The 12,378-nt window shown below is 60.0% G+C and carries 10 protein-coding genes; 9 read left to right on the top strand and 1 reads right to left on the bottom strand.

The annotated features are described in order from the left end of the window. From EKM88_RS13705 to EKM88_RS10440, 6 genes are all read left to right on the top strand, one after another. Positions 1–2,256 (top strand): LPXTG cell wall anchor domain-containing protein (locus tag EKM88_RS13705; RefSeq protein ID WP_164512078.1); only part of this gene is annotated, 2,256 nt, incomplete at its 5' end. 92 nt (positions 2,257–2,348) lie between these two features. Beyond that, a complete protein-coding gene (locus EKM88_RS10460; RefSeq protein ID WP_125705947.1) occupies positions 2,349–3,344 on the top strand; it encodes a glycosyltransferase family 2 protein in 996 nt (331 codons plus the stop codon). A gap of 103 nt (positions 3,345–3,447) precedes the next feature. Continuing rightward, entirely contained in the window at positions 3,448–4,407 is a 960-nt protein-coding gene (locus tag EKM88_RS10455; RefSeq protein ID WP_125705945.1) for a glycosyltransferase, read from the top strand. A gap of 34 nt (positions 4,408–4,441) precedes the next feature. Next, the gene (locus EKM88_RS10450) at positions 4,442–5,449 is read left to right on the top strand and encodes a glycosyltransferase family 2 protein (RefSeq protein ID WP_125705944.1); all 1,008 of its coding nucleotides are present in this window, start codon (positions 4,442–4,444) and stop codon (positions 5,447–5,449) included. Next, entirely contained in the window at positions 5,446–6,483 is a 1,038-nt protein-coding gene (locus tag EKM88_RS10445; protein ID WP_125705942.1) for a glycosyltransferase family 2 protein, read from the top strand. The genes EKM88_RS10450 and EKM88_RS10445 overlap by 4 nt, the downstream gene beginning before the upstream one ends. After that, entirely contained in the window at positions 6,467–7,393 is a 927-nt protein-coding gene (locus EKM88_RS10440; protein ID WP_125705940.1) for an XcbB/CpsF family capsular polysaccharide biosynthesis protein, read from the top strand. The genes EKM88_RS10445 and EKM88_RS10440 overlap by 17 nt, the downstream gene beginning before the upstream one ends. A gap of 83 nt (positions 7,394–7,476) precedes the next feature. Here the strand turns inward: EKM88_RS10440 and fba are convergent, their stop codons facing one another. Next, complete coding sequence (gene fba / locus EKM88_RS10435) at positions 7,477–8,358, bottom strand: class II fructose-1,6-bisphosphate aldolase (protein ID WP_125705938.1); 882 nt, start codon at positions 8,356–8,358, stop codon at positions 7,477–7,479. A 297-nt stretch (positions 8,359–8,655) separates the two neighbouring features. Here fba and EKM88_RS10430 point away from each other — a divergent pair, with 297 nt between their 5' ends. The 3 genes from EKM88_RS10430 to EKM88_RS10420 all read left to right on the top strand — a co-directional run bounded on the left by EKM88_RS10430 (position 8,656) and on the right by EKM88_RS10420 (position 12,353). Further along, positions 8,656–10,908, top strand: a complete 2,253-nt coding sequence (locus EKM88_RS10430) for a heavy metal translocating P-type ATPase (RefSeq protein ID WP_191988719.1) — start codon at positions 8,656–8,658, stop codon at positions 10,906–10,908. Positions 10,909–11,224: 316 nt separating this feature from the next. After that, positions 11,225–11,803, top strand: a complete 579-nt coding sequence (locus tag EKM88_RS10425; RefSeq protein WP_191988718.1) for a histidine phosphatase family protein — start codon at positions 11,225–11,227, stop codon at positions 11,801–11,803. Between the two features lie 4 nt (positions 11,804–11,807). Continuing rightward, a complete protein-coding gene (locus tag EKM88_RS10420; protein WP_125705935.1) occupies positions 11,808–12,353 on the top strand; it encodes a hypothetical protein in 546 nt (181 codons plus the stop codon). The last annotated feature ends 25 nt before the right edge of the window (positions 12,354–12,378 follow it).

Below are 12,378 nucleotides of genomic sequence, written 5' to 3'. Positions count from 1 at the left end.
ATCTGGCAGGGCTTGGCCGGTAACGCGGACAAGACCGAGGAAGACTTCATCGCCAGCCTGAAGGGTGAAAAAGGTGACACTGGGGCCAAGGGTGACCAAGGTACCGCAGGTACGAATGGTCAAAGCGCCTTTGAGCTGTGGCAGACCTCTGATCCTGACAATGCAGGCAAGACGGAAGCTGACTTCCTGGCAGCGCTGAAAGGTGCGGACGGGAAGAGCGCTTATCAAGTCTGGGTTGAAGCAGGCAATGAAGGTAGTGAAGAAGACTTCCTGAACGGCCTGGATGGGAAGAGTGCGTTTGAGATCTGGCAGGGCTTGGCCGGTAACGCGGACAAGACCGAGGAAGACTTCATCGCCAGCCTGAAGGGTGAAAAAGGTGATACTGGGGACACGGGTGCGCAAGGTGAGACTGGTGCGAAGGGTGAGACCGGCGCAGCAGGTGAAAGTGCCTTTGATGCTTGGAAGAACACGCCGGCAACGGAAGACCTGAACGGCGATGACAAGATCGATGACCAGGATAAGGACCTTAACGGAGACGAAAAGGTTGATGGCAATGACTTCGTCATCACGCTGAAGGGCGAAAAGGGTGCCACCGGAGCGAAGGGTGAAACTGGAGCGCAAGGTGAGACTGGTGCAAAGGGTGAGACCGGCGCAGCAGGTGAAAGTGCCTTTGATGCTTGGAAGAACACGCCGGCAACGGAAGACCTGAACGGCGATGACAAGATCGATGATCAGGATAAGGACCTTAACGGAGACGAAAAGGTTGATGGCAATGACTTCGTCATCACGCTGAAGGGCGAAAAAGGTGCCACCGGAGCGAAGGGTGAAACTGGAGCGCAAGGTGAGACTGGTGCAAAGGGTGAGACCGGCGCAGCAGGTGAAAGTGCCTTTGATGCTTGGAAGAACACGCCGGCAACGGAAGACCTGAACGGCGATGACAAGATCGATGATCAGGATAAGGACCTCAATGGAGATGGGACCGTCGATGGCAACGACTTCGTCGAGTCGCTGAAGGGTGCCACGGGAGCTACTGGCCAGGACGGTCAAGACGGCCAGGACGGCCAGGATGGTCAAGACGGTCAAGACGGCCAGGACGGTCAGGATGGTCAAGACGGCCAGGACGGTCAGGATGGTCAAGACGGCCAGGACGGTCAAGACGGTCAGGACGGTCAGGATGGTCAGGACGGCCAGGACGGTCAGGATGGTCAAGACGGCCAGGACGGTCAAGACGGTCAGGATGGTCAGGACGGCCAGGACGGTCAGGACGGCCAGGACGGTCAGGACGGCCAGGACGGTCAGGACGGTCAGGACGGCCAGGACGGTCAGGACGGTCAGGACGGTCAGGATGGTCAGGACGGCCAGGACGGCCAGGACGGTCAGGACGGTCAGGACGGTCAGGATGGTCAGGACGGCCAGGACGGTCAGGACGGTCAGAATGATCAGGACGATCCTACCGGCAGCAATGATTTGCCTGATACCAACGATGGGTCTACACTGACAAATCTAGAGGTGTCTGAAGGCGAACAAGTGACTATTGATCTTGTTGGACCGGCAGTTTACTATGATCCATCAACGGAGGAAACCGAAAACAGTGATGACAAGGGACGTATTGTCAAGATAGTTCGAGTTCCTGCAGCGGTTTACCAAGTTGCAACTCCTGAGGATGATGACCCAACGACGGACCCGACCACAGACCCGACCACGGACCCAACCACAGATCCGACAACGGACCCAACGACGGACCCGACCACAGATCCGACCACGGACCCAACAACAGACCCAACGACGGACCCGACCACAGATCCGACCACGGACCCAACGACGGACCCGATCACAGATCCGACCACGGACCCAACGACGGACCCGACCACAGATCCAACGACGGACCCGACAACGGATCCGACAACGGACCCGACAACGGACCCGACTACAGATCCGACAACGGACCCGACGACGGATCCAACGACGGACCCGACTACAGATCCGACAACGGACCCGACGACGGACCCGACTACAGATCCGACAACAGATCCAATTACGAACAATCCGAGTCAACGCGGCGGAACCGCTGGAACTGCGGGCGGACAGCGCATGGTCAGAGCGACCACATCCGCTAGCAAGACGTTACCGCAGACTGGTAACGCGGCAGATGACGCGCTTGCCGCTGCAGGGGTAGGACTGACAGTGATGGCAGCCACGGCAGCCTTTGCGTTTGCGAAGAAGCGTCGCGATGACGACGATGAACCACTGTACTAAACTCACCATGTGGTGAGTCTCGGACAAGCTGCTGCTCTCAAGCAATTGGGGGTGAGCAGCTTGTTCATACATATGAGAACTGGAGAACGATTATGGAAAAGTTGTTGTCGATCATCATGCCTTTTCATCAAGAAAATGAGGTACAGCTGAAGCGGATTCTGAGTAGCCTAAACAATCAGGTTGAGGTGCCTTGGGCTGAGCTGGAGTTGCTTCTAGTGGGCGATGGTGTCGCCGCACTGCCGGAACGGGTGACGTCGGTCGTGACGCAGCTGCCAGTGCAACAGCTGGTTTACATGCCGAGCCGTGGGGCCGGCGTGGCTCGGCAGGCGGGGATCGATCAGACGCGCGGCCGGTACGTGATGTTTTTGGATGCTGATGATGTGCTTGCGGATGTGTTCGCGGTACGCGACTTGCTGGCGGCAGTGCGGACGGCGACGCCCGAACTCGTCATTGCGCGCTATGTGACGCAGTTTCGGCGCGGGGCGGGGTTCGGTTATGTCACCTCCAGCGCGCAGGACGGGAAGGCGGCGTATGCGAAGTTGTTCCAGCGGGCGTTCCTGGTGGCCAAAGGGCTCCGCTGGCACCCGGACTTACGACTATATGAGGATACCTACTTTGTTGGACTCGCCTGCAAACTGGCGACGGATATTGTGACTGTCGACCGGTCGGTGTATGTCTGGCTGTGGAATCCGGCTTCGACGGTGCGGCAAAATGGGCACGCGTTCAATCGCCAGCTGCATGTCTGGGCGCAGGCCAATCGCGCGGTGCTACGGGTATTACGCGTGCAAGCTCCTGTGCGTTGGCAAGGTGAGTTTTATAACTATTGTGCTGATTTGTTCTTTCGGCAACGGCGCAACGTGCCAGCGGATGAGGTGGCATTTTTACTTGAACAGCAGCGCCTGCTGGCCGCGAACCGGACGCTGTGGACGACTGCCGGCATGGCGCATATCCGCCGGTTGATCGGCCAGATGGCAGCGCCTGGCGGACTTCACGCCGGGGTGGCGACTGAGGGTGTGACTGAATTTCTGGCCGCACAGGAGCAACTGCTCAGGCAGGCGTTTGAGGCGGAGCAGGCCAGTGCCCGATAATCGCTGCAACAAGGCTTGGAAGCGGTTGAGGTTCAGGTTATACTATTATTAATTAAATATTATGACTTAATTACGGCGCGGGTCGGCATATGAAGGAGTAAGCATGGACAAGTTATTGAGTATTATCGTTGCGGCAGATTCGGCGACCGCAGAGGATCTGAGTATTCCCTTATCCTCGATCAACAATCAGCTGGGAATTGATTTTCGCCAAGTAGAAGTCATCCTTATTGACAATGGCCGCTATCAGCTTGATAGTCTGGAGCCACTGCGGCTGTTCAATCACCTGAAGTTTCGCTATATCAAACCAGCGCAAATTTGGGCGTGGGAAGTCGCTCTGCAGCAGGGGCTGACGATGGCGACCGGCAAATTCGTCCTGTTCATGGGGCCCAATATGCAATTGAATCAGGTCGATGTCTTGCAGCGCTTCTTCGTTGCGGCGCAAGATAATTCGGCGGCGCAAATTATCGGCGGACTGCTGCTGACGCAACAGATGACGACCACGCGCGAGGTGACGTACCAGGTGGGGTCAACGACTCGCCGATTGTGCGGGCGGATGCTTAACCGGGCGCTATTGATGCGGGCGCAGATTGCCTTTGAAGCGTACGGCGACTACACGGAGGAACTCGTCGCGCGGCTGGCCGAGGCGGTCGCGGGCACGCACCAGCATGAGGAACCGGGGATCGCATGCGCACAGTTTCTGGGGCGCACGGTGTCTGAGGCGGTGATGGCGCCGAGCCCGACCGTTCTGACGCCGGACTGGGTCCGAATGATGACGCGCTACTTTGAGCGGCTCAAAGCGTTGACGCCGGAGCAGTACCCGACCACGCTGGGCCGATGTGTGGTCCGGTTCTATACGCAACTGCAGGCGGTGCCTGGGGCAGACCGAGAGGCGATGCTGGCACTGATGGCGGACTTGGTGCGGCAAAATGCGGCACAGTGGGCGCATGTTGCGGCGTTTATTGACGAGCTACGCGTCAGCGACCGATCGATGGAAGCCCCGTGGAACCATGCGCCAAAGCAGTTTGATGCGTACTTAGCGCGGCTGCAGGCCGTGGTCGCGTGACGGGGCGTTGCCACGCTGTGAAAGGAGCACCCAGATGCCTGAAGGAACCCCAACGATCAGTGTGATCATTCCGTTTCGGTGCGATTACGGCGCTGATCTTGCCGCACTTTTCGCCTCGGTGGCGCAGCAAGTCGGGGTGGTGTGGTCGGCCTTTGAGTTCATCTTGGTCAACGATGGCGGGGCCGCCCTTGATCCGCACGTGTTGGCGCCAGCGCCCGCAGTGACGATTCGCCAGTACACGCTGACAAGAAGCCTGGGCGCCGGTCTCGCGCGGCAGTTCGGGATGGACTTAGCGCGCGGGCCGTACCTGATGTTCATGGATGCCGATGACGTGCTCGAAAGCGCGACCGCATTCGCGCGGCTGCTGGCCGCGACCGCAGACACGCCAGACTTGGTCAAAGCACCATTTACGGCCGAGGTTTGGCGGCAGGGTCAGCTGCGGGACAAACAGTATCCGGCCTCAGACGGCCAGGCGGTCATGGGCAAACTGTTTCGGGCCGATTTCCTTGCCGCCCTGGGTCTGCGTTGGCATCCACAGTTGCGGGTGTACGAGGATACCTACTTCGTGACGCTTGCGCACCATTTTGCCCAGCACGTGGTCCGACTCAGCGCGCCGGTTTATCGCTGGCGTGCGAACCCAGTCTCCACGGGGCGGCGCGGCGCGCACGGCTTTGCGGATCAGGGCGATGAGTGGGTGCGGTCACAGCGGTATCAACTGGCGTTTCTACGTGAGCGTGATGTCGATTGGTGGCAGCACGAGTTCTTTCGGTTTCTGGGGACATGCTACTTGCATGAGCGCGTCTTTGTGGCGCGCGATCAGGCGGCGATGGATGCACAACTGCAGTTGGCGCTGCACGAAAATTGCGAGCTGTGGGTGCCAGCCGTTTCACCCGCGTTGATCCAGCAGATCGCGGCTTATTACCGCGAGCGCCGGTCGTATTATCACCATGTGTCGCTTGCTGATTTTCCGCAGTATCTCGCCAAGCTTGAGGCGTTGCGGCGGCGAGGGACCCCTGTCAAATTGAGTGAGGCCAAGTCATGACAAACGAGTTCAAGACGTTAGCAATTATTATTCCGTTCCACAATGAGACCCCGGCGCAGGTGATGCGCCTGCTCAGTTCGATCAACGGTCAAATTGACGTTCCCTTTGATCAGATCGACATTCAGCTGATCGGCGATGGGGTGAGTGCGTGGCCGCTTGATCAGTACGCGCTTTTGACCAATCTCACGGTGCGCTTTTTCGGTTACCCCGAGGGGCGTGGGGCGGGTTTTGCGCGGCAACAGGGGATGATGCACACAACGAGTCAGTACGTGATGTTCATGGACGCGGACGACGAGCTTCAGGATGCGCTGGCCCTGCACGCCTTCTTTCAGGTCGCCGAAACCAGTGGGTCGCATGAGCTGATCATTGCGCGCTACACGCAACAGTCCTGGTATCGTACGGGGTACCGCTATTACCCGTCCCATCCGCGTGACTGGAAGTCCCCGGTCGCCAAGTGGTTCAATCGCGCCTATCTGGCTCGTATCGGCCTGACATGGCATCCGCAGCTGCGGATCTTTGAGGACACCTACTTCGTGGGGCTGGCCTGCGCTATGGCGACAGACATTGTGTACCTCGACCGGTCGGTGTACCTGTGGCTGTGGAATCCGCAGTCGACCGTGCGCAAGGACAACTTTGCCTTTGACCATCAATTGGCTGAGTGGGTGCGCGCGCATCGTTATGCATTGCGCTATCTCCGCCAGCGTGCGCCGGCGTTGTACCGGCGCGAGTTCTACGACTATCTGGCGGACCTGTACTTCTTTGAGCAACAGCACACGCCGGCCGACCCGGCGGCGTACGCCGCCCAGGAGCGCCTGTTGCTGGCTGAAAATCGTGGCATGATGAATGATCCGCAGACGGCACCGACGATTGCCGCATTGGCGCACCGCAAAGCGACCCCCGGCGAGCAGTACGCGGGGATGGCGATGACTGGCTTTGACGCCTTTTGGGCCAACCAGGAAGCGTTGCTGTACCAAGCATTTTTGGCCGCCCAGCAAGCGGCGCGAGAGGCGGCCGCACATGCAGATCCTGCGTGAGTCTGAGCAAACAACGGTGATCGTCCCCGTTGCCACAAACCCGTGGGCCGCGGGGGTTGCAGGCAATGCGGATGCGTTGCGCGTGCATCAGCGCCTGACGCGCAACGGGCTGGTGCTGGTGCGCACCGAGCAGCACGGGGCGCAGTATCATCATGTGTACGTGCCACACGTCGCAGTGCCACTGCGGCCGGGAGACCAGCGCCAGGGCCAGTTGGTCTATCACCTGGATCAGATCCCGGTGACTGGCCTGACCCCCGGGGCTTCGCGCCACTTGGTAGTCACCTTCAGCCACATCGGGGCGCCCAGTGAGTTGATGGCCGCCGATTACCAGCAACGTATGGGTATCAGTCCATTCAGCCGCTTGCAGACGTGGCTGGTGAAAAACACGCTGGTGCTGCGGCTGCTGGATACCAACCTGACGGCGGGCTCTTTTTTTCGCAACACAGCCGGGGCGCCAACGTTTGAAGCCGACGTGGCGGCCGTGATTGCCCGGGTCCGGGCGACCTACCAAATCGCGCGGACGCAAACGCTCCTGTACGGGGCCTCAAAAGGGGCGACGGCCGCCATGTACCACGGGTTGAAGCTGGGCTACCGCTTCATTGCCAACGATCCGATTGTGGATTTAACCCAGTACGCGTATCGACCGCTGCTGCTCGCGCTGGATGACCAGATCGCGCTGGACATGGTGCCAAAGCTGAATGATTTGGCCCGTGCGACCCCTTATCAGGGGACGGTGATCGCGAATCATCACACGCCGGAATCGTGGCCTGGGATCGCGCGGCTCAAGCACCTGCTGCTGCATGACCTCAACGATGCCACGCTGGCTTATCATCCGCAGGTGACAGTGGCCGCCACGCCCGTGGTGCTCGGGTTGATGAATACGATGCTGGTCGACTTGGTGCGGCGCTAATGGCAACGAAAAGGGCGGCCCATCTGGTCGCCCTTTTTGCAAAGAAAAAAACCACTGCAGAGGCAGTGGTTTCGTTGCGTTGATTAGATTTCTTCAGGAACGAGCTTAACGGACTTGGTGCCCATCCAGCCGCAGATTTCCTTGAAGGTATCCGTGATCGCCTGCGTGCCAGGGGCAAGCAGCTTGCGAGGGTCGTAACCCTTGCCCTGCTGGTCCTTACCGGCGAGGATGTATTCACGGGTTGCCTTAGCAAAGGCAAGCTGGCATTCGGTGTTGATGTTAAGCTTTGCAACACCCATCTTGATCGCCTTAACGACTTGGTCTTGAGGAATCCCGGAACCACCATGCAGAACCAGCGGCTGCTTAACGGCTTCGCCGATTTCCTGAAGGCGGTCGAAGTGCAGACCCTTCCAGTTAGCTGGGTATGGGCCGTGGATGTTACCAAAGCCAGCGGCCAGGTAGTCAACGCCCAGATCAGCAAACGTGGTTGCTTCTTCAACGGAAGCCAGTTCGCCTTCACCGATGATCCCGTCTTCTTCACCACCGATGGAGCCAACTTCGGCTTCGACGGAGATGCCCTTAGCGTGGGCCAGGGCGATGATTTCCTTGGTCTTGGCCAGGTTTTCTTCGAAAGGCAGGTCGTGACCGTCGAACATTACGGAGTTGTAGCCGGCAGCAATTGCTTCCTTAGCAGCTTCGTAGTTCCCGTGGTCCAAGTGGATCACAACAGGAACAGTGATGTCCATTGCCTTAACGGTAGCTGCAATCAACTTTTGGCAAAGTTCGTAGCCACCCATGTACTTAGCAGCGCCCATGGAAGTCTGGATGATGACAGGAACGTTCAGTTCTTGCGCACCGGCAAGGATCGCACGGGTCCATTCCAGGTTGTTGGTGTTGAAGGCACCAATTGCATAGTGACCTTCGCGAGCTGCCTTGACAAGTTCAGTGCCGTTAACTAATGGCATAAGTGTTTTTCCTCCTAAAAGATGAAAACAAAATTTTTTACTTCCCCATTCTAGCATAGATTTTCAAAAGATGCCCCTTTAATTTTTGCGTGCTTTCATTGGCGTAGACCGCCGGTAATCCTAGGCGCTTGGCACCGCTTCCGCGAATTGCCGGCAGCAATCGCAGGCGTGGGCGGGTCACGTGCGCCGGGTCCTTTCAGCGTGAGACAATTAAATAAATGATGGCCATTCGTTGACATTTGTAGACGAAAAAGATAATCTACAAATGTAGACAAAAAGAAATGTGAGGCAGACAACATGGGAAAATCAACTGAGAAGCCGCAGCCAGAAGCAGACAAGGCGGCGCACGGCGAGATGCCGATGGGCCACGACCACGCGGCGATGCACCACGACGACAGCCACGAGATGCCGATGGGCCATGACCACGCGGCGATGCACCACGACGACAGCCGCAAAATGCCGATGGGCCATGACCACGCGGCAATGCATCATGACGACAGCCACGACATGGCGATGGGTCACGACCATATGGCGATGCATGGCGGCCACGACATGGACCACATGAACATGGCCGGTGGGCACGATATGCACGCGATGCACCATGGCAACTTTAAGCAGAAGTTCTGGCTGTCGCTAGTGGCTGCGGTGCCGGTGTTTGTGCTGTCGCCGTTCATGGGACTGCACCTGCCGTTTCAGACCACGTTCCCCGGCTCGGACTGGGTGGTGCTGGTGCTGGCCACGTTCCTGTTCATCTATGGCGGGCAACCGTTTTTGAGTGGGGCGAAGGCGGAGCTGCAGCAGAAGGCGCCGGCGATGATGACGCTGATCGCCATGGGTATTTCCGTGGCGTACCTGTACAGCCTGTACGCCTTCGTGGCCAATCACTTCCTGAATCCGAGCGGCCACGTGATGGACTTTTTCTGGGAGCTCGCCAGCCTGATCGTCATCATGCTGCTGGGGCACTGGATCGAGATGAACGCGGTGATGAACGCCGGCAATGTGCTGGAAAAAATGGCCGCGCTGTTGCCCGGTGAGGCACATGTCCTGAAGGCGGACGGCACGACCGAAGACATGCCGCTGGCACATCTTAGCCAGGGCAGTCGCGTGGTGGTGCGCGCTGGTGAGAAGGTGCCGGCTGACGGCGTGATCGAGGCCGGCGCAAGCGCGCTGAATGAAGCGTTGGTCACCGGTGAGGCCAAGGCGGTAGCCAAAACCGTGGGTGCGCAGGTGATCGGCGGGTCGGTCAACGGGGACGGGACGCTGACGGTGCGCGTCACCGGCACCGGCGAGTCCGGCTACCTCGCGCAGGTGGCCAAGTTGGTGACCGCCGCGCAGCAGGACAAGTCCAAGGCCGAGAGCCTGGCAGATCTGGTGTCACGGTACCTGTTTTACGCCGCGCTAGTGGTTGGGTTGGGGGCCTTTGCCGTGTGGCTGGGTATCGCTAACATGGACACCGCGCTGGAGCGGCTGGTGACCGTGCTGGTCATCGCGTGTCCGCACGCCCTGGGGCTGGCGATCCCACTGGTGGTCGCACGCAGCACGAGTCTTGGCGCGGCCAACGGACTGTTGGTCCGCAACCGGCAGGCGCTGGAGACTGCCGGCAGAATCGATCACGTGTTAGTGGATAAAACTGGCACGCTGACGCAGGGCGTGTTCCAGGTCAATGCCGTGGTCAGCTTCACGGCCGCTACCGAAGACACAGTGCTTGCCCAGTTGGCCGCGCTTGAGGCGCACTCGAGCCACCCGCTGGCCACCGGCATTTTGACCGCGGCCAAGGCGGAGGGACTGACGGTGGCACCGGCGACGGACGTGCAGGCGCAGCAAGGCGTTGGGCTGACCGGCACGATCAATGGGCAGGCGTACGCTATCGTGACGGCGCGCTATCTGGCGGATCAGGGGCTGGCCTTTGACCACGCGCGCTACGACGAGCTGGCAGCGGCCGGTAACTCGATCAGTTTTCTCCTGCACGACCGCACGGTCCTCGGGCTGGTGGCGCAAGGGGATGCGATCCGGCCAGAGGCGCCGGCGCTGATCAAGCAGTTGCGCGCGCAAGGCATCACGCCGGTCATGCTGACCGGGGACAACGCAGCGGCCGCGCAGACCATCGCCAAGCAGCTCGGTGACATTGACGTGCAGGCGGAGCTGCGGCCAGCGGATAAGGCGGCGATCGTTGCGCAGTACCAGCAGGCGGGCCATCACGTGATGATGGTCGGCGATGGCATCAACGATGCGCCGTCGCTGGCGCGCGCGGACATCGGCGTGGCGATCGGGGCCGGTACGGATGTCGCGATCGACACTGCGGACGTGGTGCTGGTCAAAAGCGATCCGCACGACATCCTCACATTCCTGCAACTCGGGCGTGCCACCACGCGCAAGATGATCCAGAACCTCTGGTGGGGCGCCGGTTACAACCTGCTGGCGATCCCGCTGGCGGCGGGGGTGCTGGCCGGGGGCGGCATTATCCTCAGCCCGGCGGTGGGGGCGATCATCATGTCCGCCTCCACGATCATCGTGGCACTCAACGCCATGAGCCTGAAGTTGAATCGTTGAGGTATTGGTCGAGGCTGAGAAAATGCGGTTGCGCCCAGAGGATAAGCGAGTCGCCGCGTAAAACCCGAAACTGCACTCAGCCCTGTCAAGTTGACAGATGAAATAAGCTAAACTTTTGTCTGTTTCTAAACGGCCTCATTCCAGTATTCATCTGGTGTGAGGCCGTTTCTTTGGGCTGAACGATTGTGGTGGTTGAAGGATTCGATGCCGGTCTCACGAACGCTGCGGACGTCTTTGCCAGGGGGTCATGCGGCGCCGAAAATTTGGGCCATGTAACCGTTTTTTCTGCTACACTGAAGGAGCAGGAGGTGGCAAGATGACCCAAACACTTTACTTAATGCGCCACGGCGAGACGCTGTTCAATGTGCTTCACCGCATCCAGGGATGGTGCGACTCGCCGCTCACGCCGGCAGGGATCGTGCAGGGGCAGGCAGCGCGCGCGTGGTTCGATGCCCAAGGGGTGACTTTTGACGCGGCGTTTTGCTCCACCGCGGAGCGTGCGGCAGACACCTTGGAGCTGGTGTGCGATCAGCCGTATACGCGGGTCAAAGGCCTGCGTGAGTGTGGCTTCGGACGCTTTGAGGGGCAGGCGGAGTACCTGAACCCCACGCCGCCGTACGGGGACTTCTTCGTTCCTTATGGTGGCGAGGCCGATGCAACGATCGATGCGCGCGTTGGGGGCACGGTGGCTGAGTTGATGGCGAGTGCTTCGGGGCAGGCCGTGCTGATGGTGTCACACGCGGGTGCGATCCACCACTTCATACGCCTGTGGGCCAACGCGGCCGTGACGCTGCCAGGCGGGCGGCTGCCCAACTGCGCCATCGTGCAGTACGCGTATGACGCGGGCCAGTTCACGTTGCAGCAGGTGATCGACCCGCTGCACCCCCGGGGGTGAGCCCATGCCCAATCGCGTGCATCCAGAAGAAATTCGTGCCCTGCAGGTGCTGACGCAGATCGAACCAGACAAGTACGCGGCGGCGGTGAACGCCGACCGGCCCGATATTCAGGTGCCGGGGCGGGTGGGGGTTGAGGTGACGCGTGCGCTTGAGCGCAGTGTGGCCGCGCTGTTGGCGACCGATGCCCACCTGGCCGCGCGGCGGCCGCATCCGCTGCGCCTGCACCTCGGCCACACGACCGGCGGCCCGCGGGACGTGTTTTTCCCCAGCGCCAAGTGGGGGTCGGGCAACGACTTGATCGCCGCCCTGACGCGTAAAACGCGGCTGCTGCCGGGTTACGCGCCGTTCCCGGAGCAGAACCTATTCCTGTTCATGCTGCCGGACGCGCCGGACATCGGCCGCCTGCGCGCACACCTGCGGACGCTGGCGCAACCCAGTGGCTTCACCTTCATCTACCTGTACGACCAGCGGCATTGCTGGCGGTTGCGGACAGGGGATGATACCATCACGCGGTTTGTCGTGCCAGGCCGTGATGTTGCGCCACTTTAACAGCAGACTAAAAACCAGCCCTCGC

The sequence above is a fragment of the Lacticaseibacillus daqingensis genome (assembly GCF_003946115.1).
Lineage (GTDB): Bacteria > Bacillota > Bacilli > Lactobacillales > Lactobacillaceae > Lacticaseibacillus > Lacticaseibacillus daqingensis.
Note: the sequence above shows the minus strand (reverse complement) of the source record. Positions and strands in the feature narration are given on the sequence as shown.

Excerpts from the sequence above, each read along its gene's own strand:
- EKM88_RS10460 (WP_125705947.1), top strand. The coding sequence starts at position 2,349 with ATGGAAAAGTTGTTGTCGATCATCATGCCTTTTCATCAAGAAAATGAG.
- EKM88_RS10455 (WP_125705945.1), top strand. The coding sequence starts at position 3,448 with ATGGACAAGTTATTGAGTATTATCGTTGCGGCAGATTCGGCGACCGCA.
- EKM88_RS10450 (WP_125705944.1), top strand. The coding sequence starts at position 4,442 with ATGCCTGAAGGAACCCCAACGATCAGTGTGATCATTCCGTTTCGGTGC.
- EKM88_RS10445 (WP_125705942.1), top strand. The coding sequence starts at position 5,446 with ATGACAAACGAGTTCAAGACGTTAGCAATTATTATTCCGTTCCACAAT.
- EKM88_RS10440 (WP_125705940.1), top strand. The coding sequence starts at position 6,467 with ATGCAGATCCTGCGTGAGTCTGAGCAAACAACGGTGATCGTCCCCGTT.
- fba (WP_125705938.1), bottom strand. The coding sequence starts at position 8,358 with ATGCCATTAGTTAACGGCACTGAACTTGTCAAGGCAGCTCGCGAAGGT.
- EKM88_RS10430 (WP_191988719.1), top strand. The coding sequence starts at position 8,656 with ATGGGAAAATCAACTGAGAAGCCGCAGCCAGAAGCAGACAAGGCGGCG.
- EKM88_RS10425 (WP_191988718.1), top strand. The coding sequence starts at position 11,225 with ATGACCCAAACACTTTACTTAATGCGCCACGGCGAGACGCTGTTCAAT.
- EKM88_RS10420 (WP_125705935.1), top strand. The coding sequence starts at position 11,808 with ATGCCCAATCGCGTGCATCCAGAAGAAATTCGTGCCCTGCAGGTGCTG.